Genomic DNA, 25737 nt, shown 5'->3' on the forward strand with positions numbered 1-25737 from the left:
TCGACCCCGCGCCGGAGCGTCGCCGTGGACTCGAGACGGTAGGTTACTTGCGAGGAACTTCAGTCGAGGGAAGGCCGAGTATGACCAACGAGCCCCGCACTCGCGAGCTGCCCGAGCGGGTCGACGTGCTCGTCGTCGGAGCCGGACTGTCCGGGATCGGCGCCGCGCACCGCATCATCGAGGCCAACCCCGACATCGAGCTCGCGCTCGTCGAGGCCCGCGAGGTGACCGGTGGGACGTGGGACCTCTTCCGCTACCCCGGGGTGCGCTCGGACTCGGACATGTTCACGCTGTCCTTCCCCTTCCGCCCGTGGACGGGCCGCAAGGCGATCGCCGACGGAGCGGACATCCTCGACTACATCCGCGAGACCGCCGACGAGACGGGCGTTGCCGAGCTGGTCCACACCGGGTGCCGGGTCAGCAGCGCGTCCTGGTCGAGCGAGCAGCAGGAGTGGACGGTCGACCTCGACACGAGTGACGGCCCGCGGCAGGTACGTGCCGGCTTCGTCCACCTCGGCAGCGGGTACTACGACTACGAGCAGACGCACGACCCGGGCTTCGAGGGGGTCGAGGACTTCGCCGGGCAGGTGATCCATCCGCAGTTCTGGCCACAGGACCTCGACCACGCCGGCAAGCGCGTCGTCGTCATCGGCTCCGGCGCGACCGCCGTCACCGTCGTGCCCGCCATGGCGGGCACGGCCGCGCACGTGACGATGCTGCAGCGCACCCCGAGCTACGTCTTCGACCAGCCCTCGGTCGACCCCTTCGTCCAGCTGCTGCGCCGTCACTTCGGCCCGGCGACGGTCCAGTCCGTGACCCGGGTGAAGAACCTCGGTCTGCAGACCTTCCTCTACCAGCTCTCCCGCCGCCGGCCCACGGCCGCAAAGAAGATCGTCCAGGGCAACCTGTCGCGGTTCCTGCCCCGGGAGATCATCGACGAGCACTTCGACCCGCCCTACGACGTGTGGGACCAGCGCCTGTGCGCCGTGCCCGACGGCGACCTGTACGCGCAGATCCGTCGCGGCGCGGTCTCGGTGGTCACGGGGCACGTCGACCGCTTCGTCCCCGAGGGCGTGCGCCTGACCGACGGCCGGGTCGTCGAGGCAGACATCGTCGTCACTGCGACCGGGCTGCTGATGAAGGCCCTCGGCGGGATCCGCTTCGTCGTCGACGGGGCGCAGGTCCCGCTGGCCCGGCGCTTCGCCTACCGCGGCCTCATGCTCGCCGGCGTCCCCAACGTCACGATGACCGTCGGCTACGTCAACGCCTCGTGGACCCTGCGCGCCGACCTCGTCAGCCGCTACGTCGCCGCTCTCGTGCGGCACATGCGCGACCGCGGCCTCGGGGTTGCCGTCCCGGTCGCCCCCGACGGCATGACCGCCGGACCGATCCTCGACCTGACCTCCGGCTACGTGCAGCGGGTGATCTCCCAGTTTCCCAAGGTCGGCGACCGGGCACCGTGGACGATGCCGCAGAACTACATCAAGGACACGATCGCCTTCCGCCGCGCGGACGTCACCCGGGACATGCACTTCGTGCCGGTCGGGGCGAAGGGAGCCCCGCTGCCCGTCGGCGCGCAGGCGCCCCAGGAGCTGCCGCTGCCGGGCAGCTCGAGCAACCTGGACGACTCCCTCGGCGACCGGGCCCTGGAGTCGGTCCGGTGAAGCGCCCCGACCTCGTCGTCCTCGGCGGGACCGCGGTCGTCACCGGTGCGGCCGGTGGCATGGGCGAGCACCTGGCGAAGGGGGTGGCCCGCCGCGGCGCCGACGTGGTCGTCATCGATCGCGACGAGGCCGGCCTGGCCCGGGTGGTCGCCGACATCCGCCGGGAGACCCCGAGCGCGAGCGTGACGTCCCACGTCGTCGACCTCGCCGACCGAGGTGCGGCCGACGCGGTCATCGCCCGGGTGCGCGAGGAGCGCCCCGGCGTGACGATGCTCTTCAACAACGCGGGAGTCGCCCTCGGTGGGCGCTTCGACGAGGTGGGCGCAGACGACTTCGACTGGCTGCTCGAGATCAACCTGCTCGTGCCGATCCGCCTCACCCGGGCACTGCTGCCACTGATGCTCGCCAACGGCCAGGGGCAGGTCGTCAACACCTCCAGCCTCTTCGGGCTCGTGGGCCCGCCCGGGCAGAGCGCGTACTCCACGAGCAAGTACGGGCTGCGCGGATTCAGCGAGGCGCTGCGCTCCGAGCTCGAGGAGGAGGGCCGGCCCGTCGGGGTCACCGTCGTCCACCCCGGCGGGATCCGCACCAACATCGCCACCAACGCCCGCGTCGCAGCAGGGACCGACCCGCAGGAGGCCGCGCGCGGCAAGGCCGACTTCGCCAAGGTGCTGCGGTACCCGGCGGACCAGGCCGCCGAGGAGATCATCGACGCCGCCGTCGCCCGCCGCCCGCGCCTGCTCATCGGCAACGACGCCAAGGGCCTGGACCTCCTCGCCCGGGTCACCCCGAGCCGGTACTGGTCGCTGATGGGGCGGGCGATGGCCCTGGCCGCCAAGCGGAGCTGAACCCCGCTTCGACTCGCAGGCCGGCGGGCTGTGAGGATGACACCATGACCATGCCTACGCAGCTCCAGGGGCGCCTGCGCCTGCCCGTGATCTCCGCGCCGATGTTCCTCGGCTCCGGCCCGGACCTCGTCATCGGCGCCTGCCGCGCGGGTGTGCTCGGGACCTTCCCGGCGCTGAACCTGCGCACGACCGAGGACTTCGACGGGTGGCTGACCCGGATCGAGCAGGCCCTGGCCCAGCCCGACGACTCGGGTCGTGAGCCCGCCCCGTACGGCGTGAACTTCATCGTCCACCGCACGAACAAGCGCATCGAGGCCGACCTGGAGAAGATCGTCGAGCACGAGGTGCCGGTCGTCATCACCAGCCTCGGCGCGGCCAAGGAGGTCGTCGACGCGGTCCACTCCTACGGCGGCCTGGTCTTCCACGACGTCACCAACGCGAAGTTCGCGACCAAGGCTGCGCAGGCCGGCGTCGACGGGCTCATCCTCGTCACGGCCGGGGCCGGTGGGCACGCGGGTGGGATCAACCCCTTCGCCCTGATCACCGAGGTCCGCCGCGTCTGGGACGGGCCGCTCATCCTCGGCGGCTCGCTGAGCACCGGCCGCGACGTCCTGGCAGCCCAGGCCGCCGGCGCGGACCTGGCATACATGGGCACGCGCTTCCTCGCCACGCACGAGTCGATCGCCCCCGAGGAGTACCGCCAGATGATCGTGCGCTCCGGCGCCGAGGAGATCGTCTACACGCCCTCGATCAGCACCATCCCGGCGAACTTCCTGCGCCAGAGCATCGTCGACGCCGGCCTCGACCCCGACAACCTGCCCGCCCCGGACAAGGTCGACGTCTCGCACGTGACCAACCCGCACGCCGAGGAGGAGCCGCGCAGCACCACCTCGAGCGTCACGCCCAAGGCGTGGAAGGACGTGTGGAGCGCCGGCCACTCCGTCGCGGGCATCACCGAGGTCCTCCCGGTGGCCGAGCTCGTCGACCAGCTGGAGGCGGAGTACCTCACGGCGAAGGGGGATCTGCTCGCCGTCCTCGACGGCTGAGGCGGGTTTCGAGGCTCGCCCGTAGAGCGGACTCGCACCTCAACCATCGGTGGTTGAGGTGCGACGAGCTCCGACCCCTCGGTGGTTGAGGTGCGACGAGCTCCAGCGAGGAGCCTCGAAATCCACCGTGCGGAACCACTCTCGTCGGAATCGGAATCGTCCCCTACGTTGGGGGAATGGCTGAGCTTCCCACCCGCACCCTCGGGGACGGCACGTCGGTGCCGGTCCTCGGTTTCGGCACCTACTCCCTTCGTGGCGATGACGGAGTCCGCGCCATGGCCGGGGCACTCGAGGACGGGTACCGCTTCCTCGACACGGCGGTGAACTACCGCAACGAGCGCGAGGTCGCCGAGGCGGTGCGCGCGAGCGGTGTCGAGCGGGGCGATGTCTTCATCCAGACGAAGATCCCCGGCCGCGACCACGGCGGTGCCCGACGCAGCCTCGAGACCACCCTCGACGTCATGGACCTCGACTTCATCGACAGCGCCCTGATCCACTGGCCCAACCCCTCGCAGGGCGCCTTCGTGCGGGCCTGGGAGGGACTGGTCGAGGCAAAGGACGCAGGGCTCGTCCGCTCCATCGGCGTGAGCAACTTCAAGGCCCCCCACCTCGACGCGATCATCGAGGCCACCGGCGTCACGCCCGCGTCGAACCAGATCGAGCTGCACCCCTTCTTCCCCCAGGTCGAGCAGCGCGCCGACGACGAGCGGCGCGGCATCACCACCCAGTCGTGGGCGCCGCTGGGTCGCGCGGGTGAGCTCCTGACGGCAGAGCCGGTCGTGACCGCCGCGCAGGCCCACGACGTCACGCCCGCCCAGGTGATCCTGCGCTGGCACCTGCACCTCGACGCGCTGCCGGTGCCGAAGTCCGCGGACCCGCAGCGCCGGGCCGGCAACCTCGAGGTCCTCGGATTCGACCTCTCCGACGCGCAGGTCGAGGCGATCACCGCGCTCGGTCGTCCCGACGGTCGCCTCTTCGACGCGGACCCGGACACCCACGAGGAGATGTGAGCCGCTGGCCCGTCGAGCCGGCCCCGGGAGAGGCCACGCCCGCCCCCTTCGGCATGTCGCAGTACTGCGTCGCCGACCCGGCCCAGCATGCCCCTGACCGCCCGGCGCTCGTCGTCGTCCACTCCGGACCCGGCGACGAGTCGACGTGGACCTTCGCTCAGGTGGACGACACCGTCCGGGCGGTCGCGGCCGGGCTGCTCGGACTCGGCCTGCAGCGCGGTGACCGGGTGCTGCTGCGGATGGGCAACCGGGCGGAGTTCCCCTTCGTCTTCTTCGGTGCCATCGCCGCCGGCCTCGTCGCCGTCCCGACGAGCGCCCAGCTGACGGGCGAGGAGGCCGCCGGGCTGCTCGCCGACAGCGGCGCGCAGGTGGTCGCCCTCGACGAGGACCTGCCGCTGAGCGTGCCACCGCACATCCCGAGGATCACCGCGCAGACGATCGCCGAGTGGATCGCCGGCGACGAGCGCGCGGAGCATGACGTCGGCCACCCCGACCGCGCCGCCTTCATCACCTACACCTCCGGCACCACCGGGCGGCCGAAGGGAGTCACCCACGCCCACCGCAGTGCTTGGGGGCGACGCCCGATGTACCGCGGCTGGTACGGCCTGACCGAGGGCGACGTCATGGTGCACGCCGGGGCGCTGAACTGGACCTACACCCTCGGCGTCGGCCTGACCGACCCGTGGGCGAATGCCGCGACGGCGGTCGTCCACGACGGCCCGACCGACCGGCTGCTCTGGCCGCGCCTGGTCGAGGCGTACGACGCGACGCACCTCGCCGCGGTGCCCGGCGTCTACCGGCACCTGCTGCGCCACGGCGACCCCGCCCACTGGGACCTGTCCTCGCTGCGGGCGGCGCTGGTTGCCGGCGAGGCGCTCCCGTCGCCGTTGTGGCGGGAGTGGACCGAGACCACGGGGGTGGCGCTGTACGAGTCCCTGGGGATGAGCGAGGTCTCGACCTTCGTCTCCAGCGGCCCCGAGGTGCCGGTGCGGCCCGGCAGCCCCGGGCGTGCCCAGCCCGGCCGACGGATCGCCGTGCTCGACCCCGACCGGCTCGAGGACCCGACCCCGCTGCCCGTGGGGGAGAGCGGGCGCCTGGCCGTCCACCGTGATGACCCGGGCGTGATGCTCGGGTACTGGCGCCGCCCGGAGGAGAACCGGCAGGTGATGCGCGGCGAGTGGTTCGTCACCAACGACCTCGCCTCGCTCGACGTGGACGGGTACCTGACCTACCACGGGCGCTGCGACGACGTGATCACCGCGATGGGTTACCGGATCTCACCGGTGGAGGTCGAGGACGCGCTCTGCCAGATCGCCGGCGTCGCCGAGGTCGCGGTCGCCCCGCTGGACGTCGGTGACGGCGTGACCCTCGTCTGCGCGTGGGTGGTGCCGACGCAGCCGCCCGGCGACACGGCGACGATCCGCGAGCGGGTGCTCACCCGGGCCGGGGAGCGACTGGCCGACTACAAGCGCCCGCGCGAGGTGCGGGTCGTGGAGGCCCTGCCGCGCACCGCGAACGGCAAGATCGTGCGGCGCGACCTGCCCGCCACCCCGGGTGGAGGTGAACGCGCCGACGAATGATCCGCGAGCCTACGTCCGCCCCGGGCCCCAGCGGCGGGTCAGCCCCACCCGGAAGCCGACGGGCATCAGCGTCAGCCGTTCGGTGATCGTCAGCCGGTAGTCGGGTTCGGGCGTGAGGTCGAATCTGTGCAGCAGCTTCGCCAGGACGATCACCGCTTCGTGGAGCGCGAACTGGCGACCGATGCAGGCGCGCTCGCCGGTGCCGAAGGGCTTGTACGCGTGGGCCGGGCGCGCCCGGTTGTGCTCCGGCAGGAAACGGTCGGGGTCGAACCGCTCCGGGTCCGGCCAGACGTGCGGGTCGCGGTGCAGCTGCGGGATGAAGACGAGCACCGAGTCCTGCGGCGTCATCGCCAGCCCGCCGGGTACCCCGGCGCCACCGTCGGCCCCGATGACCGTCGTCTCCCTCGGGGAGCGCGCGAAGCCGGGAGCCGTCGGCCACAGGCGCAGCGTCTCGTCGACGACGCGGCGCAGATAGCGCAGCTTGGGCACCTGCTCGAAGGTCGGCGTCGCCGTCGGGTCCGTGCCCAGGACCTCGTCGAGCTCGGCGCGCACCCGGGCGAGCACCTCCGGCTCGCGGGTGAGGTGGTACAGCGCGAAGGACAGTGCACCGGAGGTGGTCTCGTGCCCGGCGACGAGGAGGGTGAGGATCTGGTGGCGCACGTTCTGCGCTTCGAGCATCGTCCCGGCCGTATCGACGGGCACGTCCATCATCCGTCCGAGCAGGTCGTCGACCTGCTCGCCACCGGCCTTGCGCTCGGCGACGATCCGCTGCAACAGGTCGTCGATGTAGCGGTGCCGCTCCAGCGCCCGGCGGTCGCGCCGGCGCACCAGGTGCCGGCCGACGAGCGGGATCGAGGCGAGGTTGGAGCGGCCGGCCGCGTAGGACATGGAGGAGACAAAGGTCGTGACGAAGGGGTCGACCTCCTCGGTCTCGAAGCTGGCGAAGGTGTGGCTGAAGGCCGCGCGCGCGATCGACTCGAGGGTGAGCTTGGTCAGCCAGGGGGAGACGTCGACGCGGTGCCCGTCACTCGCCGCCTCCTCCCACACGTCGATGAGTTCGTCCGTGGTCTCGACCATGACGTCGTGGTATCTGCGCATCGCCGGCTTGGCGAAGGCCGGGACGAGCAGGTCGTGCGCGAGGCGCCAGTTCGGCTCGTCGGTGTGGGCGGTGAAGAGACCATCGCCGACGAACATCCGCAGGTCGTGCACGCCGGGGGCGAGGGTCTTGACGAAGCGCTTGTCGTCGCAGAGCTCGCCGACGAGGTCGACCCCGGCGACGAAGACGAACTTGCGCCCCAGGGCGAGCATCTCGTAGATCGGCCCGAGGTCGCGGGAGACGGCCAGCATGTTCTGCACCGGCGTCGTCGGGTCGGTGCCCTTGGCGAAGGCGTCCCCGACGACACGGCGGCGACCCGGCGGGTGTGGGAAGGCGTGGCCGGACCACCCCATCCCGGCGCTCGGTGGGTGGGTGGTGAGCGTGTCCCACGAGCCGGCGGAGGCTCGTCGCAACCGGGTGGACACGGCCATCGGGGCCACCTTTCGTCAGGTGTAGTGATCCAGTTCACCGTAGCCGCGCTGCATCCGCGGGTCCATGGTCCCGGTCCCTGTCCGACCGGGGCAGGGGCATGGGATGATGACGCCATGAGCAAGCACCCTCGCCTTCCGCACCCCCCGACGGGCCCGCACTCCGTCGAGGAACTGGGCCACGCGCAGAACCCCGCCTGGTGGACCGTGATGGCCATCGGGATCCTCTCGGGCGGCGTCGGCACCCTGGGCGTCCTCCTGCTGAACCCCACGCTCGGGATCATCGCCGCCATCCTCGCCGTCGTGACGATCGTCGTCGGTGTCGTGATGGCCAAGATGGGCATGGGCAGCTACTCCTACGGCAAGGGCGGCGACTCCGCGACCAACAGCGAGTCCATCGGCATCCACTAGTCGCCGGCTGCACACTCGCGTGCCATGGCGGGCGGGCGGTCGTCGTCCTCGGACGGCTGACCACCCGCCATCGCTCGTGGGTCAGGCCGGGGGGACCTCGGCCTCGATCTCGGCCAGCCACCGTGCCCCGGAGACGTCGCTGGGCATGCGCCAGTCCCCACGCGGGGACAGGGACCCGCCGGGCAGGACCTTCGGGCCGTTCGGCATCGCCGACCGCTTGAACTGGTTGGCGAAGAATCGCTCGACGAAGACGATCAGCCAGCGCCGGATCGTCGTCAGGTCGTATGCGCCCCGGTCCTCCGAGGCCACGGAGGCGGGCCACGCCCCCTTCGTCCCATCGAACCAAGCCTGCTCGGCGAGGAAGGCGATCTTGCTCGGCCGGTAGCCGTGCCGCAGGACGTGGAAGAGCGTGAAGTCCTGCAGCGCGTAGGGGCCGATGATGTCCTGGGTGGACTGGGGACGGTCCTCGTCGGTGCTCGGTACGAGCTCCGGGCTGATCTCCGTGTCGAGGACGGAGCGCAGCGTGTCGGAGACCTCCGGCAGCTGCTCGGAGTCGGCGACCCAGTGGACGAGCTGCTGCATGAGCGTCTTGGGCACCCCGGCGTTGACGCCGTAGTGGCTCATCTGGTCGCCGACGCCGTAGGTGCACCAGCCCAGGGCCAGCTCGGAGAGGTCACCGGTACCCAGGACGATCCCGCCGCGCTGGTTGGCGATGCGGAAGAGGTAGTCGGTGCGCAGCCCGGCCTGGACGTTCTCGAAGGTCACGTCGTAGACGTCGGGCTCGTGGTCGCCGTCCGGGTCGAGGCCGAAGGGGTGGCCCATCTCGCGCAGCATCTGCGTGGCGGCGGGCCGGATGTCCAGCTCCTCCCACGTGATCCCGAGGGCCTGCATGAGGTCGACCGCGTTGCTCCTGGTGCGCTCGCTCGTGGCGAAGCCCGGCATGGTGATGCCGATGATGTCGGTGCGCGGCCGTTCGAGACGGTCCATCGCCTTCGCCGCGACGAGGAGAGCGTGGGTGGAGTCCAGTCCGCCGCTGACGCCGAGGACGATCTTCGGCTGCCAACGCTCGCCACCGATGGCGCGCAGGCGCTGCTCGAGTGCGCAGACCTGGATGTTGTAGGCCTCGAAGCAGTCCTGGGCCAACCGCGCCTCGTCGTCGGGGACGAAGGGGAAGCGGTCCACGGGGCGGCGCAGGCCCAGGTCTCCGGTCGGCGGGTCGAGCTCGAGGTGGATCTCTCGGTACGCCCGGCCCGACGACCCGACGCCGCGTCCCATCCCGTGGGCTGCCCCGTTGTCGTCGAAGCTGCCCTGCCGCAGGCGCTCCTGGCGCAACCGGTCGACGTCGATGTCGACGATCGTCGCGCGGGGACCACGCGGGAAGCGCTCGGACTCACCCAGGAGGTCACCCCCTTCGTAGACCATCGTCTGGCCGTCCCAGGAGAGGTCGGTGCTCGACTCGCCCTCGCTCGCGGCCGCGTAGAGGTAGGCGGCGTTGCAGCGCATCGAGGCCGAGCGGGCCATGGCGTGGCGGTCGTCGGCGCGGGCGACGGTGATGGGGGAGGCGGAGAGGTTGAGCAGGGTGGTGGCGCCGGCCAGGGCGGCCTCGTGGCTCGGCGGAAGGGGGACCCACGCGTCCTCGCAGATCTCGGCGTGGACGACCAGGCCGGGCACGTCGTCGACGTGGATGAGCACGTCTGTGCCGAAGGGGACCCCGTCGAGCAGGTCGGCTTCCGCGCCCGTGGTGAAGGTCGGGCGGAACCACTCGTCGGCCATGCCCGCGCCGGAGGCGAAGTGGCGCTTCTCGTAGAACTCGCGGTAGTTGGCGAGGTAGGACTTCGGGGCGATGCCGACGATCTCGCCGCGGTGGATGAGGACCGCGCAGTTGTAGAGACGATTGCGATGGCGAAGGGGGGCGCCCACCGCGATCAGCGGCGTCAGGTCTCGCATCTGGTTGGCGAGATGGACCAGGGCGGCCTCGACGTCGCGCAGCAGCACGTCCTGCAGCAACAGGTCGTCGATGGAGTAGCCGGTCAGGCCCAGCTCCGGGAAGAGCGCGACCGCGACGCCCTCGTCGTGCAGGTGGCGGACCCGCTCCAGCGTTGCCTCGGCATTCGCGAAGGGGTCGGCCATCGTCACCGGGAGTGTGCACGCGGCCACGCGGGCGAACCCGTGGCGGTAGAGGTTGCGGAAGTCGCGGTCCTGCGCGTCGGTCATGCCTTGACCCTATGGTGTCTATGACCGGGTGCGACACCGCGACCGAGATGCCCCTGCGAGGTGATCGAACGCGGGTCCTATGGTGAGGGTACGGCCCCGGGTCGTCGGTGCCGTCCTGTTTTGAGGAGAGTGCTCGACCGTGACTGAGGTCCGTGAACTGCCCACCACCCGCGCCGAAGACACCACCGTTGACCTGCTCGTCATCGGCTCCGGGACCGGCCTGCTGACGGCGACGGCCGCCGATGAGCAGGGCCTGTCCACCCTGATCGTGGAGAAGTCGGAGTACGTCGGCGGCTCGATGGCCCTGTCCGGTGGTGCGTTCTGGATCCCGGGCAATGCCGTCCTGGCCGAGCAGGGCTCCTCCGACAGCACCGAGCAGGCCTCGACCTATTTGGAGAACCTGGTCGGTGACGCCTCCCCGCGGGCGCGTTGGCAGGCCTACCTCGACCAGGGTCGGGCCACGGTGGACCTGATGCGACGGGCGACTCCGTTGGAGTTCATCTGGGCAAAGGGGTACGCCGACTACCACTCGAACCTGCCCGGTGGGTCGGACCAGGGGCGAAGCGTGGAGAGCTCGCCGTTCGACCTGGGGGTGCTGGGGGACGAGCGGGCCCGGCTACGGCCGACGTCGATGAGCGCGCCCGTGCCGATGCCGATCACCAGTCCCGACTACCGGTGGATGAACCTGATGGCCAAGGCCCCGGCCAAGGCGCTGCCCAAGGTGGTCAAGCGGGTGGCCCAGGGCGTCGGTGGACTCGCTCTCGGAAGGCACTACGCCGCCACCGGACAGGCGCTGGCGGCCGGGCTGTATGCCGGGGTGCTGGACCGTGGGATCCCGGTGTGGACGAAGACGGCGCTCCAGCGCCTGGTCACCGACGGGGACACCGTCACCGGCGCCGTGCTCGTGCAGGACGGCCGTGAGGTGACGGTCACCGCGCGGCGGGGCGTGGTCCTGGCGGCCGGGGGCTTCGACCACGACATGGTCATGCGCCACCGCTACCAGTCGGAGAGCCTGCAGGAGGAGTGGCCCCTGGGAGCGGAGTCGAACACCGGGGACGCGATCAAGGCGGGTGTGGAGGTCGGCGCCGACCTGGCCCACCTCGAGGAGGCCTGGTGGTTCCCGTCCGTGGCGCCGCTGCCCGGAGGAGACCCGGGGGTGATGCTCGCCGAGCGCTCGCTGCCCGGCTCGTTCATCATCGACCGGCACGGCCGACGGTTCGTCAACGAGTCCACCGACTACATGACCTTCGGCCAGGAGGTGCTGCGGCGCGAGGGCGCCGGAGACCCGGTCGGGACGATGTGGATCATCTTCGATCAGGAGTACCGCAACAGCTACGTCTTCGCCACGGAGGTGTTCCCGCGGATGCCGATTCCGCAGGCATGGTTCGACGCCGGCATCGCGCACCAGGCGGACACCGCGGCGGAGTTGGCCGAGCTGATCGACGTCCCGGTGGAGACCTTCGTGGCGACCGGGCGACGCTTCAACGAGATGGCGGCCGCAGGCCGGGACGCCGACCTCGATCGGGGCGAGTCGGCCTACGACCGGTACTACGGGGACCCCACCAGGTCGCCCAGCCCGAACTTGCGTCCCCTGGATGAAGGACCGCTCTATGCGGTCCAGGTGGTGATGAGCGACCTGGGCACCTGCGGTGGGCTGCGCGCCGACGAGCACGCCCGGGTGCTGCGCGAGGACGGCACCGTGATCACCGGCCTCTACGCCACCGGCAACACCGCTGCCAACGCCTTCGGGGACCGCTACCCCGGAGCCGGGGCCACGATCGGTCAGGGTCTGGTCTTCGGTGACATCGCCGCGCGGCACGCGGCTGGTGGACGCGAGGGCTGAGGCGCGATCGAGGTCGCGTCCCGGTTACTACAGTGAGCAGATGGGCAGGACAGAAGGCGAACGATCTGACTCGGCCTCCCAGCAGGATGCGGAGGGCACCGAGTCCGACGAGGTGAACATCCCGCACAAGTGGGCCGCGCTCTGGGTCCTGGCGCTGGGGCTGGGGATGATCATCCTGGACGGCACCATCGTCGGGGTCGCGTTGCCGGCGATCATCAGCAGTCTCGACCTGGACCTCACGCAGGCGCAGTGGATCAACAGCATCTACTCGGTCGTCTTCGCGGCCCTGCTGCTCTCGACGGGCCGGATCGGTGACCGACTCGGTCGCAAGCGACTGTTCATCGCCGGGACGACCACCTTCGTGCTCGGCTCCGTCCTGGCGGCACTCTCCGGCTCTGCCACCCCACTGCTGCTGGCCCGAGTCGTGCAGGGCATCGGCGGGTCGATGGTCCTGCCCGCCACCCTCTCGACCGTCAACGCAGTCTTCCGCGGCAAGGATCGTGCTGCTGCCTTCGGGGTGTGGGGAGCGACCATGTCCGGGGCGGCCGCCGTCGGTCCGCTGCTCGGCGGGTGGCTCACCGACTCCTTCTCCTGGGAGTGGATATTCTGGGTCAACGTCCCGATCGGCGTGGCCGTGATCGTGGCGACCGTGCTGCTGGTCCCGGAGACCAAGGGCACGATCACCTCCCGCGGGCTCGACGTGGACGGTTTCCAGCTGTCGGCCCTGGGCGTGGGAGCCCTGGTCTTCGCCATCATCGAGGGGCCGTCGATGGGATGGTGGGCGCCCACGCGGGAGGCCACATTCCTGTTCTGGACGTGGCCCGAGAGCGCCCCGGTCTCCCCCGTTCCCGTGCTCGGGCTGCTCGGTCTGGTGGCCATCGCACTCTTCGTGCTGTGGGAGCGGCACCGGGCCCGGGTGCGCCGTTCGGCGTTGTTGGATCTCTCGCTGTTCACCCTGCCCAGGTTCAGCTGGGGCAATGTCACCGCTGCCACGGTCGCGGTGGGCGAGTTCGCGCTGATCTTCGTGCTGCCGCTCTACCTCGTCTCCGCCCGTGGGCTGAGCGTCCTGCAGGCGGGCTTCGTCCTCGCCGCGATGGCGATCGGAGCCTTCATCGCCGGCGCCCAGGCACGCCACCTGGCCGACCGGATCGGCCCCCCGGCCGTGGTCGTCGTCGGTCTCGGTCTGGAGGTGATCGGCATCGGCGTGATGGCGCTCCTGCTCGCCCCCTCCGTCAGCGTGTGGCTGATGACCATCCCGCTCGTCGTCTACGGGCTGGGACTGGGACTGGCCTCGGCGCAGCTGACCTCCCTCGTGCTCGCCGACGTGCCGACCGCCCAGTCCGGGCAGGGCTCGGCAACCCAGAGCGCGGTGCGGCAGGTGGGCATGGCCATCGGCACGGCCGTCGCCGGAGCGCTGCTCTCGGTGGGGCTGGGGCACTACCTCTCCACCGGCACACCCTTGGACGAAGCGACCCGGACTTCTGCCGGCGGCGCCCTGCAGGGACTGCGCGAGAAGGGTGGTCAAGAGGACCTGGTCGCCGAGCTGAGCCGTCAGTTCGCACAGGCGACCCAGGTGACGCTCCTCGGCGCGGTGGTCTTCCTGGCCCTGGGGCTGGTCGGCGCGCTGATCATGCTGCGGCTGAGCAGGCGCAGCCAACCGACTCACTGATCATCGGCCCACCGCGCGGACTCCAGCAGCGCTTCTCGGTCGTGCAAGGTCGTGCGGGCCCGGCCCATGGACTCCCCGAGCGCGATCTCGGCGGCGTCGATCGCCCGCCAGCCGTCGACGTTGACGTAGTGGACGCCCCGGTCCGACAGGTGGCTCGTCACCGCGTCCGGATCCGGTCGTGCCGCTCGCGGGAGCTGCGCCGCGTCGGCGATCAGCGAGCGCACCGTCGCGGTGGCGTCCTTCTTGTTCGTCCCGATGATGCCGGTCGGTCCCCGCTTGATCCAGCCGGCGACGTACTCACCGGGGACCACGTCATCACCGTCGTGCACACGGCCCTCGTCATGGGGGATCACGCCGCGAGCGGTGTCGAAGGGGACGCCGGCCAGCGGCATCCCCTGGTACCCCACCGACCGCACGACGAGGTCGGCGTCGATCGTGATGTGCTCACCGGTCCCGCTCAGTGACCCGTCGGCGTCGAGCCGGGTGCGTTCGACGCGGACGCCCGTGACCCTGCCCGGTCCGATGATCTCGACCGGCTGGGAGAAGAAGCGCAGCCTGATCGTGCGGCGACCCTCTCCCTTCGCCCTCGTGGACCACCCCTGCAGAACCCGCATGTTGCGCTCCCGACGCCGCTCACCCTCGATGTCGGCCTCGCTGACCGGGTCGAGCGCGAGGTCGCGTGGATCCACGTGCACGTCGGCATCGGCGAGCTCTCCGAGCTCCTTGAGCTCCTTGGTCGTGAACGCGGCCTGGGCCGGCCCCCGGCGCCCGAGCACCGTCACGCTCGTGATGCTGCTCCCGGCCAGCAGGTCGAGCACGTGCTGCGGCATGTCCGTGTGCTCGAGCTCGGGAGCGGTCTTGCTCAGCACCCGCGTCACGTCGACGGCGACGTTGCCGACACCGACGACCACCGCGGACGTCGCCGCCGTGATCGCGGCCTCCACGTGCTCGCCGGCGGCATCCGGGTGCCCGCAGTACCAGTTGACGAGCTCGGTGGCGGAGATGGTGCCGGTCAGGTCCTCGCCGGGGATCTCCAGCCGGTGGTCCGTCGCCGCGCCGTAGGTGAAGACGATCGCGTCGTAGAACCGGTGCAGCTCCTCGACGCTGATGTCCGTGCCGACCTCGACATTGGCCAGCAGCCGCACCGTGGGACGGTCGAGTACGGCCTCGAGGGTGGTGCGCACCGAGCGCAGACTCAGATGATCAGGAGCGACCCCGTAGCGGGCGAGTCCGAAGGGGGCCGGCAGCCGGTCGAAGACGTCGACGCTGACCTCGACGTCGTCCTGCCCGGCCAGGGCCTGCGCGGCGTAGAGCCCGGACGGTCCTGCGCCGATGATCGCCACCCGAAGCGGGGGAGTCACGGATCTGCTGTGTGGCATAGGTGCTGCACCCTCCTCGAACCATCCTAGGGAGGGGAACCCGATCTAGGCTCACCCCATGACCGACGATCGCAGGACCAAGCCGACAGATGCCTCTGCCGACGCCCTCGTCGCGGATGTCACCGACGCCCGGCGCCGGGAGGACGCGCAGGCGGTGCTCGCCCTCATGCGTGAGGTGACCGGAGCCGAGCCGGTCGCCCGGGGCCCGCCGATGATCGGCTCGGAACCATGCCGTACACGACCGCGGACGGCAAGGAGCGGGAGTGGTTCGCGCTCGGGCTGGCTCCCCGCAAGGCGGCGCTCACCCTCTACGGGCTGACCTACTACGGCCCCAACCAGGACCTGCTCGACCGCTTGGGCAAGCACACGGCCGGCAAGGGCTGCCTGTACGTCAAGCGGTTGTCCGACATCGACGAGGACGTGCTGCGGGAGATGGTGCAGCGGTCCTGGCGTACCAACGCGGATGCGTGACCGGGCCGTCGTTGGTGGTGTGTGGACGGCCGTCCCTACCGTCGACGGGCGCTCGCGGCCGCGACCTGCTGGAGCAGGTCGACCGCGAGCTTCGCGGCCTCGTTGGAGCGCGCGACCGGGGCGGTGAGGGCGACGAGGTCCCGGACCGGGTTGGGTTTGGTCAGGCGCAGCCGGCGCACGGTCTTCGGCAGCGAACGACTCGCCATGTCCGGCAGCACCGTGATGCCGACCCCGGCCGCGACGAAGGCCGTCGCCGTGTGGTGGTCCTGCGCCTCGACCGTGTACCGCGGACGGAATCCCGCTGCCCGACAGGCGCGGTCGACCATGTCCTGGGTGATCCCGGCCGAGATGTCGTTGCTGATCCACTTCTCCTCGGCGAGCTCCGACATCTCGACCCGGCGTCGTCCCGCGAGGCGGTGGCCGGCCGGTACGAGCGCGACGAAGTGGTCGGTCATCAGCGGCGTGACCAGGTGACCCGGGCGCACCGAGGTCGTCGGGTCGGCGGGGACGACGTCGATGTCCACCGGCGGCGACTCGCCCACCGGGTATCCCTCCGTGAGCACCATCCGCAGCGTCAGGTCGGGCATCTTCGCCTGGATCCGTTTGGCCAGCTGCGGCATCCACCGGTAGCCGGCCGACGCGAAGTACCCGATCTCCAGCGACCCGGTCGACCCCTGGCGCAGATCGTCGACGACGGCGTCGATGCGCTTCAGCTCCGACATCAGCGGCTCGCTCTCCTGGGCGAGCGTGTGGGCCGTGGGAGTGGGGGCGATGCCGCGACCGTCGCGGGTGAAGAGTGTGAGTTGCGTCTCCTTCTGCAGCGCGGCGATCTGCTGGCTCACGGCGGAGGGGGAGAGCCCCAGGTGCTCTGCGGCGGCGTTGACCGAGCCGGAAGCCATGACGGACAAGAAGATCCTCACGCGATGTGCATCGACCATGCGGGGAACTTTAGCCAATAATGAAGCAAAACTGAATGATCCTTCGGAACTCTGAATTTGGGAAGGATAATTGACAGGGGCAACATCAAGGTCATGAAGAAGATCTGGATGACTGCCATCGACGCCCTCCGTCCCACCAGCGAGACCAAGCGCGCACCCCGCCACGCCGCTGCGTACGACCACGACCATGAGCAGGTGCGCCACAACGCCCACGACCACCGGATGAGCGACCGCCTCCGTCCCACGCTCTCCACGCGCTGATCCCCGGTGGGGTCCGGGGGCCATCCAGCCCGACCCCGCCCATGACGAAGGGGGCTTCGCACCGCACGGTGCGAAGCCCCCTTCGTCATGTCGCCACCGCGTCTCAGGTGACTCCGCAAGGGTTTCCCCGGGTTCGCAAGAGTAAGTAACCCTTGCGAACCCGGGGTTTTCCGGGTGACCCGAGAATTTCGAAGCGGGTGAGGGGGCGGCGCTACTTGGTGCCCACCTCGTCGGTGAAGACGACCGCACGGCCGGCCTCGAGGCGCGCGACGGGCACGCGGAAGGGCGAGCAGCTGACGTAGTCCAGGCCCGCGTTGTGGAAGAAGTGGATCGACTCGGGGTCGCCACCGTGCTCGCCACAGACACCGGCCTTGAGGTCGGGGTTCGTCTCGCGCCCCTTCTCCACGCCGATGCGCACGAGCTCGCCGACACCGAGGGCGTCGAGGGTCTCGAAGGGGGAGATCGTCAGGACGCCGTTCTCGAGGTACTTCGGGAAGAACGCCGTCTCGACGTCGTCGCGGGAGAAGCCCCACGTCGTCTGCGTCAGGTCGTTGGTGCCGAAGGAGATGAACTCCGCCGTCTGGGCGATGCGGTTGGCCGTCAGGGCCGCACGCGGCAGCTCGATCATGCAGCCGATGGGCAGGTCCAGCGACTGGTTGTGGGCCTCGGCGACCTCGCCGATGATCTTCTCCGCCTGGGCGCGGACGATGACCAGCTCACGGTTGGAGCCGATGAGCGGCACCATGATCTCCGGCTGAGGGTCCTTGCCCTCCTCGCGCAGCCGCACGACCGCCTCGGCGATCGCCCGGATCTGCAGAGCGAAGAGGCCCGGGATCTTCAGCCCGAGACGCACACCGCGCAGGCCGAGCATCGGGTTGGCCTCGTGCATCGAGCGCACGGCGTCGCGCAGTTCGCGGGCGCGGTCGATCTCCTCGCCGGTCTCGCCGCGCTCCTCGGCCAGGGCGACCTTGACGGTGAGGTCGGTCAGGTCGGGGAGGAACTCGTGCAGCGGCGGGTCGATCAGCCGGATCGTCGTCGGCAGCCCGTCCATCGCGGTGAGCAGGCTGACGAAGTCCTCGACCTGCGGCTGGAGCAACTCCGCCAAGGCGTCGTCGCGCTGCTCGTCGGTCTCGGCGAGCACGACCCGCTCGATCTGCTGACGGCGCTCGCCGAGGAACTGGTGCTCGGTGCGGCACAGGCCGATGCCCTCGGCGCCGCGGTCGCGGGCGCGCTGGGCGTCCTCGCCGGAGTCGGCGTTGGCGCGCACCTGCAGGTGACGGCGCGTGTCCGCGTGGGTGAGCAGGCGGTGGACCGCGTCGATGAGCTCCTTGGTCTCCTCGTCGTCGGCGATCGCCAGCGCGGCATCGACGCCCTCGGAGATGTAGGTCATGACGGGGGAGTCGACGACGTGGACGTCGCCGAGGAAGACCTCACCGGTCTTGCCGTCGATGGCCAGGGTGTCGCCCTCGCTGATGACGTGTTCGCCGACGCGGATCTGCTTCCTGGCGACGTCGACGACCAGGTCCTCGGCGCCGACGACGGCGCACTTGCCCATGCCGCGGGCCACGACGGCCGCGTGCGAGGTCTTGCCGCCGCGCGCGGTGAGGACGCCGGCCGCGGCGATCATGCCGGGCAGGTCCTCGGGCGAGGTCTCCCGACGCACGAGGATCACCGAGTTGCCGGCGGCCTGGGCGGCCTCGGCGCTCGCGTTGTCGAAGGCGACCCGGCCGACGGCGGCGCCGGGGGAGGCACCCATGCCCACGGCGATGAGGCTGCGGTCGGCGTCGCGGTCGAACTGCGGGAACAGCAGCTGGTTCAGCTGCTCGCCGGTGACCCGCTCCAGGGCCTCGTCCATGGTGATGAGGTCCTCGTCGACCAGCTGGGTCGCGACGCGGAAGGCGGCCCCGGCGGTGCGCTTGCCCACGCGGGTCTGCAGCATCCACAGCTTGCCGCGCTCGACGGTGAACTCGATGTCGCACAGGTCCCGGTAGTGCGTCTCCAGACGGCGCATGGCGGTGCGCAGCTCGCGGTAGACGTTGGGGTCGCGGTCCTCGAGGTCGGTCAGGGCAAGGGTGTTGCGGATCCCGGCGACGACGTCCTCGCCCTGCGCGTTGGGCAGGTAGTCGCCGTAGATGCCGGAGTGGCCGGAGGAGGGATCGCGGGTGAAGCAGACGCCGGTACCGGAGGTGTCGCCGAGGTTGCCGAAGACCATGGCCTGCACGTTGACGGCGGTGCCGAGGTCGTCCGGGATGCGCTCACGACGGCGGTAGAGGCTGGCCCGCTCGGTGTTCCAGCTGCGGAAGACGGCTTCGATGGCCAGGTCGACCTGACGGCGCGGCGTCTGCGGGAAGGGGGAGCCGGTGTCGTCGAGGACGATCTGCTTGTACTCGGCGACGATCTGCTTGAGGTGATCGGCGGTGAGGTCGACGTCGGCGGTGACCCCGGCCTCCTCCTTGTGCCGGTCGAGCACGTCGGAGAACTTCTCGGAGTCGACGTCCAGGACCGTCTTGCCGAACATCTGGATCAGGCGCCGGTAGGAGTCCCAAGCGAAGCGCTCGTCACCGGAGAAGGAGGCCAGCGAGTGCACGGTGTCGTCGTTGAGGCCGACGTTGAGGACGGTGTCCATCATCCCCGGCATGGAGAACTTCGCGCCGGAGCGCACGGAGAGCAGCAGCGGCTCCTCGGAGTCGCCGAGGGTGCGGCCGATGAGGTCCTCGACATCGCGCAGGCGCTGGGTGACCTCGACGCGGACCTCCGGTGGGACGCGCCCCTCGGACAGGTAGGCGCGGCAGGCCTCGGTCGTGATCGTGAACCCGGGCGGGACGGGCAGACCCAGTTTGACCATCTCGGCGAGGTTGGCTCCCTTGCCGCCGAGCAGGTCCTTCTGGTCCCTGTCGCCGTCGCTGAACATGTGGACGTACTGAATCACCGTCTGGCCTCCTGTGCGCGGTCTGCAACCCGCCCACTATGGCACCGACGGCCTGCGGGGCGCCCAGCGGATCCACCCGCGCTGCGATGTGGTGGGTGGCAGCGGGGCGGCGAAGGGGGTCAGCCCCGGTCGGTGTCGGTGCTGCGCGCGCCCTCGAGCTCGCTCTTCAGCCGCTGGAGGGTGCGTGCGATGTTCTTCCTCTGGAACTGCGCGAAGGTGCTGCCGCCGGTGGCGACCTTGTCGAAGACCGTGGCTGCGATGTCCGGCCACGGGCGGTCGTCGGTCCACGTCTCGGTGACCCGAGTGCCGGCGTCGACCGCCTCGAACCGGTAGTCCCAGGTGGCGATTGTGCCGTTGACCCTCGGGGTGGCGACCCCGATGCGGTGCACGCGGAAGGCGAAGCGTTCGCCCGGGTCGGCGGCCGTGACGGTGCACTCGGTGACCCACTGCGCCTTGCCGCGCCGGTTGCGGCCGACGAAGGAGGTGCCGACGGTGACCGGTCCGGTGGCTGGGCCCCGGCTCCCGGGGTCGCCCGTGGCCCTTGCGCCGACGGTGCCCCCGAGGTTCTCCGGGCTCCACCGGCCCATCTGGGTGATGTCGCTGACGGCGGCGTAGGCGGTCTGCGGGTCGACGTCGATGACGACGCTGTCGGAGACGGTCTTCTGGCGGGTCATCGCACCACGCTAGGCGTCGGCGTGCCCACCTGCGCCAGTGCGTCCCCGTCGAGGCGATAGGTCTCCCACTCGACCTGCGGGGCCGCCGCGAGCGACTCGTAGAACGCGATGGCCGGCTCGTTCCACCGCAGCACCGTCCACTCCAGGCGTCGGTGCCCGCGCTCGGTGGCGATCTGCGCGAGGTGCACCAGCAGGGCCTTGCCCAGACCCGACCCCCGGTGCTCGGGCTCGACGAAGAGGTCCTCGAGGTGAATGCCCTGCTGGCCCGTCCAGGTGGAGAAGGTGAGGAACCACAGGGCCATCCCGACGACGCGACGGGTCCCCTCCTTCGAGGCTCCTTCGTCGCACCTCAGGACACCGCCTTCGTCCGCCTCGACCACGTGGCAGAAGGCGGTCGGTCCTGCCTCGGTCGGGAAGAGGACGGCCGCGAAGTCGGCCTCGGTGGCCTCGACGGCGTCCGGCTCCCGCTCGTAGACCGCGAGCTCGTGGACGAGCCGGAGGATGTCGGGGAGGTCGCCGGGGGTGGCCGGCCGGATGTCGGGGTGGCTCATGGGTGGACCCTAATCTGCTGTGTGGGACGCAACGAGGGCAGTTCCCGAGGTGTGTCCTGGCGCCTACGCTTCTGCTCCAACACACGGGCAGTGCCCACGAGGTGGAGCAGAGGCGTAGGCAGCGAGGACTCCCGTGTGTGGGCGTGACCGGGTTGTCGAGCAGTCTCAGTCGAGCGTGGTGCGGCCGCGGTGGATCCGCAGCGAGAGGAAGAGGATGAGCAGCCCCGCCACGGAGAGGCCGGCACCGACGAGCGAGGGCGCGCGCCAGCCCCACCCGGCGGCGAGGACGACGCCGCCGAGCCAGGCGCCCAGGGCGTTGGCGATGTTCAGGGCGGCGTGGTTGCCGGCGGCGCCGAGGGTGCGTGCCTTGCCGGCGACCTCCATCAGTCGCAGCTGGAGGGCCAGGACGAAGGCCGAGACGGAGATGCACACCAGCAGCAGCACGATCCCGGCGGGGATCGCCGAGTCCGCGGCCCAGGCGAAGGCGGCCAGGCTCGCGCCGGTGGCGATCGTCGACCACACGAGGGTGTGCAGCACCGAGCGGTCGACCAGGCGGCCGGCGATGATCGTGCCGAGCAGTCCGCCGACGCCATAGATGAAGAGGTAGATCGGGACGGCGTCCGCGGGCAGGCCGGTCTGGTTGCGCAGGATCGGCGAGATGTAGGAGTACATCGCGAAGACGCCGCCGAAACCGACCGCGCCGACGAGCAGGGTCAACCACACCTGCGAGTCGAGGAAGGCGGCGAGCTCGCTGCGCACCCGGGCCTCGCGGTCGCCGGGCTGGTGGGGGACGAGCGTGCTGACGAGCAGCGCGGTGAGTAGGCCGATGGCCGCGACGAGCCAGTACGCCGAGCGCCAGCCGGTCTGCTGGCCCAGCCATGTCGCGAGCGGGACCCCTGCGACGTTGGCGATCGGGATGCCGAGCATGATCCGGCTGACGGCCCACCCGCCGCGGCCGGGCGCGACGATGTCGAAGGCGACGATCGAGGCGATCCCGAAGAAGGCGCCGTGCGGGATGCCGGCGACGAAGCGGGAGAGCAGGAGCGTGCCGTAGCCGGGGGCGAGGGCGCTGGCGGCGTTGCCCAGCGCGAAGAGCAGCATCAGCGCGACGAGCAGCTCCCGGCGGGGGAGTCGGTTGCCCAGGACGGCGATCGTGGGGGCGCCGACCACGACGCCGAGGGCGTACGCGGAGATCGTGTGCCCGGCGCGGGGGATCGAGGTGTCGATGCCCGCGGCGATCTCCGGGAGCAGCCCCATGGTGACGAACTCGGTTGTCCCGATGCCGATCCCGCCGAGGACGAGGGCGGCCAGGGCGAGCGCCGTCGATCGACCGCGGTCGGTCTCGACCGTGGCGGACGAAGGGAGGGACACACCGCACATCTTCCCTCAGCCTTGACGGGATCCTGACATTTCCCTACATTTGTAACATACAGATTCTACGAACGTAGAAGACACGTCGACCGGAAGATCTCCCATGGCTCTGCGCCTGCACCGTCTCGGCCTCTGGTGTGCGAGGCACGCCAAGAGCGTCCTCGCCCTCTGGCTCGTCGTCCTCGTGGCAGCCGGCGCCGCCGCGCTCGCCTTCGCCCGGCCGATGACCAACGAGGTCACGGTGCCCGGCAGTCAGTTCGAGCAGGTCCTCGATGACCTCCAGGGCGAGATCCCCGATGCGGCCGGCGGGTTCGGCACGATCGTGCTGCACAGCGACGAGGGGGAGTTCACCCCGAAGCAACGACGAGCCGTCAAGGAGGTCTTCGCGCAGTGGGAGGACGTCCCGCACGTGACGCGGGTGATCTCTCCCTTCGAGAGCCAGGCCACCCTGGACGACTCCGCGCGGCAACTGCGGCAGGGGAAGAAGGACATCACCTCTGGTGAGAAGCAGCTCGATGACGCCTGGCGCGAGATCTCGCAAGGCCAGGGGCAGATCGACTACGGCAAGGCGTGGATCGCCAAGCTCGAGGACGAGGCGCCCGATCACCCCAGGCTGGCGGACGTGCGCGACCGGGTCGCCGAGGGCAAGCAGGAGGTCTCTGCAGCCAAGGAGGAGTACGCCCAGGGCGAGGAGGAGCTGGCGGACGCCAAGGCCGCCCACGAGGCCGGGACCGCTGTCCTGGCGGGCGCTGCCGACACCCGCTTCGTCACCGACGACGGCTACGCGCTGACCCAGATCCAGTTCGACACCAACACCAACTCCGTCGACCCCGAGATCAAGCAGGCCATCCCGCGGATCGGCCAGGCGCTGCAGGAGGCCGGCGTTGAGGCCGAGTACAGCGTCGAGATCACCCAGGAGAACTCCCTCGTCGGCCCCGGTGAGGCCATCGGGCTCCTCGTCGCCGGCATCGTCCTGGTCATCGCCCTGGGGTCCCTCGTGGCCGCCGGTCTGCCGATCCTGGGCGCGCTGCTGGGTGTCGGCGTCGGCCTCGCCGGTGCGATGGCGACGACGCACTTCTTCGACATGCACTCGATGACACCGGCGCTGGCCCTCATGCTCGGGCTCGCGGTCGGCATCGACTACGCCCTCTTCATCGTCAACCGCCACCGCACCCAGCTGCTCGACGGCCACGAGCTCACCGACTCGATCGCGCGCGCCGTCGGCACCGCCGGCTCGGCCGTCGTCGTCGCGGGCATCACCGTCGCGATCGCGCTGACCGCCCTGGTCGTCGCCCCCATCCCGCTGCTCGGCCAGATGGGGCTCGTCGCCGCCGGCACCGTCATCGTCGCGGTCATCGTCGCCCTGACGCTGACCCCGGCACTGCTCGGGCTCGTCGGCACCCGGGTCATCTCCCGCCGCGGCTGGGCGAAGGCCGCCACCGCCGGCGGGGCGAGCCAGGAGAGCGGCGGTGCCTACGTGCGCGCCGTGACCCGTCGCCCCGCTCTCGTGGTGGTCGGCGTCGTCCTCCTGTGCGGAATCATGGCGATCCCGGCTCTCTCCCTTCGTCTGGCCCTGCCCGACGGATCGAGCGAGCCGGCCGGATCGACCGCCCACGAGGCCTACGTGCAGGTCGAGGACCACTTCGGAGCCGGCGCCAACGGCCCGATCATCGCCGTCGCCACCCTCGACGAGGCCGCTGCCGACGACGACGCCGTCCTGCAGGACCAGGCGGAGGTCGTCGAGCAGCTTGCCACCGTCGGCGGCGTCCACGCCGTCGTCCCCTTCGGCGTCAGTGACGACCGGAAGACACTGGCCTTCCAGGTGGTGACCGAGACCGGACCCGCAGACGCCGAGACCGCGCAGACGGTGCGGCTGCTCAATGCCTCCACCGACGCGATCGGTGCGGCGACCGACTCCGACATCGGCGTGACCGGCATGACCGTCGCCAACGTCGAGATCTCCCGCCAACTCGCCGCGGCGCTCCCGCCCTACCTGGGCATCGTCATCGGGCTGTCGATCGTGCTGCTGATGATCGTCTTCCGCAGCGTCCTCGTGCCGCTGGTCGCGACCGCCGGGTTCCTGCTGTCCGTGGCCGCATCCTTCGGAGCGGTGGTCGCCGTCTACCAGTGGGGCTGGTTGGGCAGCCTGCTGGCCGTCGACACCCCCGGACCGGTGCTGAGCTTCATGCCGATCATGCTCGTCGGTGTCCTCTTCGGCCTGGCGATGGACTACCAGATGTTCCTCGTCTCGGGGATGCGCGAGGCCTACGCCCATGGCGCTGATCCGCGTACCGCCGTGCGCACCGGCTTCACCCACGGATCCAAGGTCGTCCTGGCGGCGGCGCTGATCATGTCCGCCGTCTTCGCCGGCTTCGTCTTCGCCCATCTGACGATGATCCGGCCGATCGGCCTCGGCCTCGCCGTCGGTGTCCTCGTCGACGCCCTGCTGGTGCGGATGACGCTCACCCCTGCGGTGATGCACCTCCTCGGCGGGGCAGCGTGGTGGATGCCGGCGTGGCTCGACCGGCTGCTGCCCCACCTCGACGTCGAGGGCACCGCCCTTCAGGCGCAGCGCCCCGAGGCCGCCGAGGAGCCGGCCGGCCAGGTGGAACCGGTCACGACCGACCAGCCCCAGGCCGAGCCCGCGCATATGGTCAACGCATGACGACCACGAACGCACCGCTGCTGCAGACCGAGACCGAGATCGCCGCTGCGCCGCAGGCCGTGTGGGCCGTGATCACCGACCCGCGCGCCCTGGGCGGCCTGTCCGACCAGGTGCTGCGCACCCACGTCGTCGGGACGGCGCCGGTGGGCCCGGGCACCCGCACGATCAACATCAACCGTCGCGGCCCCCTGCTGTGGCCGACCCGGGCGAAGGTCGTGCGCTTCGAGCCGACGAGTGACTACGCCTTCCGGGTCAAGGACAACGGGAGCACCTGGTCCTTCGAGCTGGAGCCGACGGCCACCGGAACCCGGGTGGTCCACCGCCGGGAGGCCGCGAACGGGACGAGCGCGGTCTCCCGCTTCCTGCAGCAGAAGGTCCTCGGCGGTATCACCGAGTTCGACACCGAGATGACCGAGGGTATGGCCGTGACCCTGCGGCGCCTCAAGGCGCTCCTCGAGCGCAGCTGACGAGGAAGGGGGGGGAGACCCCCCTTCCTCCTCTCCCGGGTACCCCCGCCCGAGATGGGTACTTCTCCTCATCGACCCCCGGTGAGCCCCGTCATAGATTGTCTTGTGGCGGCAGGCGAGAAGGGGAATCGCCCGCCACCACCGGCCCGTGGACCGCAGGGGGGCCACGGCAGACGCAGGCGGGACTCCGCAGGGGAGAGTCCCGCCTGCGTCGTCATGACG

General features: G+C 70.7%; 20 protein-coding genes. 12 read left to right on the top strand and 8 right to left on the bottom strand.

The window, feature by feature from the left end:
* The first annotated feature begins 80 nt into the window (after positions 1 to 80).
* From BJY20_RS09270 to BJY20_RS09290, 5 genes are all read left to right on the top strand, one after another.
* Positions 81 to 1664, top strand: coding sequence for a flavin-containing monooxygenase (locus BJY20_RS09270; RefSeq protein ID WP_185991267.1), 1584 nt, complete (start codon positions 81 to 83; stop codon positions 1662 to 1664).
* The gene (locus BJY20_RS09275; RefSeq protein WP_185991268.1) at positions 1661 to 2512 is read left to right on the top strand and encodes an SDR family NAD(P)-dependent oxidoreductase; all 852 of its coding nucleotides are present in this window, start codon (positions 1661 to 1663) and stop codon (positions 2510 to 2512) included. Before BJY20_RS09270 ends, BJY20_RS09275 begins: the two co-directional genes overlap by 4 nt.
* A gap of 44 nt (positions 2513 to 2556) precedes the next feature.
* Positions 2557 to 3558 (top strand): NAD(P)H-dependent flavin oxidoreductase, encoded by a 1002-nt coding sequence (locus BJY20_RS09280; protein ID WP_185991269.1) that lies wholly within the window; start codon positions 2557 to 2559, stop codon positions 3556 to 3558.
* Between the two features lie 176 nt (positions 3559 to 3734).
* Complete coding sequence (locus BJY20_RS09285) at positions 3735 to 4568, top strand: aldo/keto reductase (protein ID WP_185991270.1); 834 nt, start codon at positions 3735 to 3737, stop codon at positions 4566 to 4568.
* A complete protein-coding gene (locus BJY20_RS09290) occupies positions 4565 to 6148 on the top strand; it encodes a class I adenylate-forming enzyme family protein (protein WP_343062833.1) in 1584 nt (527 codons plus the stop codon). The genes BJY20_RS09285 and BJY20_RS09290 overlap by 4 nt, the downstream gene beginning before the upstream one ends.
* 9 nt (positions 6149 to 6157) lie before the next feature.
* On the opposite strand, the gene BJY20_RS09295 is transcribed toward BJY20_RS09290, so the two are convergent.
* Positions 6158 to 7675 carry a cytochrome P450 gene (locus BJY20_RS09295; RefSeq protein ID WP_221935295.1) on the bottom strand — a complete coding sequence of 506 codons (1518 nt, stop codon included), beginning with the start codon at positions 7673 to 7675 and terminating at the stop codon, positions 6158 to 6160.
* Between the two features lie 114 nt (positions 7676 to 7789).
* Between BJY20_RS09295 and BJY20_RS09300 the strand changes: the two genes are divergently transcribed.
* Positions 7790 to 8083, top strand: coding sequence for a hypothetical protein (locus tag BJY20_RS09300; protein WP_185991271.1), 294 nt, complete (start codon positions 7790 to 7792; stop codon positions 8081 to 8083).
* Positions 8084 to 8164: 81 nt separating this feature from the next.
* On the opposite strand, the gene BJY20_RS09305 is transcribed toward BJY20_RS09300, so the two are convergent.
* The gene (locus BJY20_RS09305; RefSeq protein ID WP_185991272.1) at positions 8165 to 10297 is read right to left on the bottom strand and encodes an NAD(+) synthase; all 2133 of its coding nucleotides are present in this window, start codon (positions 10295 to 10297) and stop codon (positions 8165 to 8167) included.
* A 139-nt stretch (positions 10298 to 10436) separates the two neighbouring features.
* On the opposite strand from BJY20_RS09305, the gene BJY20_RS09310 reads away from it, so the two are divergent.
* Positions 10437 to 12140 (top strand): 3-ketosteroid-delta-1-dehydrogenase, encoded by a 1704-nt coding sequence (locus BJY20_RS09310; protein ID WP_221935296.1) that lies wholly within the window; start codon positions 10437 to 10439, stop codon positions 12138 to 12140.
* Between the two features lie 40 nt (positions 12141 to 12180).
* The gene (locus BJY20_RS09315) at positions 12181 to 13809 is read left to right on the top strand and encodes a DHA2 family efflux MFS transporter permease subunit (RefSeq protein ID WP_185991273.1); all 1629 of its coding nucleotides are present in this window, start codon (positions 12181 to 12183) and stop codon (positions 13807 to 13809) included.
* Here the strand turns inward: BJY20_RS09315 and BJY20_RS09320 are convergent.
* Entirely contained in the window at positions 13803 to 15170 is a 1368-nt protein-coding gene (locus tag BJY20_RS09320) for an FAD/NAD(P)-binding protein (protein ID WP_221935297.1), read from the bottom strand. The genes BJY20_RS09315 and BJY20_RS09320 overlap by 7 nt on opposite strands.
* 246 nt (positions 15171 to 15416) lie before the next feature.
* On the opposite strand from BJY20_RS09320, the gene BJY20_RS15705 reads away from it, so the two are divergent.
* On the top strand, positions 15417 to 15659 hold the full coding sequence (locus tag BJY20_RS15705; protein ID WP_221935298.1) for a DUF1801 domain-containing protein: 243 nt from the start codon (positions 15417 to 15419) through the stop codon (positions 15657 to 15659).
* A 35-nt stretch (positions 15660 to 15694) separates the two neighbouring features.
* On the opposite strand, the gene BJY20_RS09330 is transcribed toward BJY20_RS15705, so the two are convergent.
* Entirely contained in the window at positions 15695 to 16597 is a 903-nt protein-coding gene (locus BJY20_RS09330; RefSeq protein WP_185991275.1) for a LysR family transcriptional regulator, read from the bottom strand.
* A gap of 93 nt (positions 16598 to 16690) precedes the next feature.
* Here BJY20_RS09330 and BJY20_RS09335 point away from each other — a divergent pair, with 93 nt between their 5' ends.
* On the top strand, positions 16691 to 16858 hold the full coding sequence (locus tag BJY20_RS09335; protein WP_185991276.1) for a hypothetical protein: 168 nt from the start codon (positions 16691 to 16693) through the stop codon (positions 16856 to 16858).
* 211 nt (positions 16859 to 17069) lie between these two features.
* On the opposite strand, the gene ppdK is transcribed toward BJY20_RS09335, so the two are convergent.
* The 4 genes from ppdK to BJY20_RS09355 all read right to left on the bottom strand — a co-directional run bounded on the left by ppdK (position 17070) and on the right by BJY20_RS09355 (position 22383).
* On the bottom strand, positions 17070 to 19787 hold the full coding sequence (gene ppdK / locus BJY20_RS09340) for a pyruvate, phosphate dikinase (RefSeq protein ID WP_185991277.1): 2718 nt from the start codon (positions 19785 to 19787) through the stop codon (positions 17070 to 17072).
* A 119-nt stretch (positions 19788 to 19906) separates the two neighbouring features.
* On the bottom strand, positions 19907 to 20461 hold the full coding sequence (locus BJY20_RS09345; RefSeq protein ID WP_185991278.1) for an SRPBCC family protein: 555 nt from the start codon (positions 20459 to 20461) through the stop codon (positions 19907 to 19909).
* A complete protein-coding gene (locus BJY20_RS09350) occupies positions 20458 to 21012 on the bottom strand; it encodes a GNAT family N-acetyltransferase (RefSeq protein WP_185991279.1) in 555 nt (184 codons plus the stop codon). Before BJY20_RS09350 ends, BJY20_RS09345 begins: the two co-directional genes overlap by 4 nt.
* Positions 21013 to 21177: 165 nt before the next feature.
* Entirely contained in the window at positions 21178 to 22383 is a 1206-nt protein-coding gene (locus BJY20_RS09355; protein WP_343062834.1) for an MFS transporter, read from the bottom strand.
* A gap of 103 nt (positions 22384 to 22486) precedes the next feature.
* Here BJY20_RS09355 and BJY20_RS09360 point away from each other — a divergent pair, with 103 nt between their 5' ends.
* A complete protein-coding gene (locus BJY20_RS09360; RefSeq protein ID WP_185991281.1) occupies positions 22487 to 25048 on the top strand; it encodes an MMPL/RND family transporter in 2562 nt (853 codons plus the stop codon).
* A complete protein-coding gene (locus tag BJY20_RS09365) occupies positions 25045 to 25515 on the top strand; it encodes an SRPBCC family protein (RefSeq protein ID WP_185991282.1) in 471 nt (156 codons plus the stop codon). The genes BJY20_RS09360 and BJY20_RS09365 overlap by 4 nt, the downstream gene beginning before the upstream one ends.
* Positions 25516 to 25737: the final 222 nt, after the last annotated feature.

It is taken from the genome of Janibacter cremeus, assembly GCF_013409205.1.
Classification (GTDB): Bacteria; Actinomycetota; Actinomycetes; order Actinomycetales; family Dermatophilaceae; genus Janibacter; species Janibacter cremeus.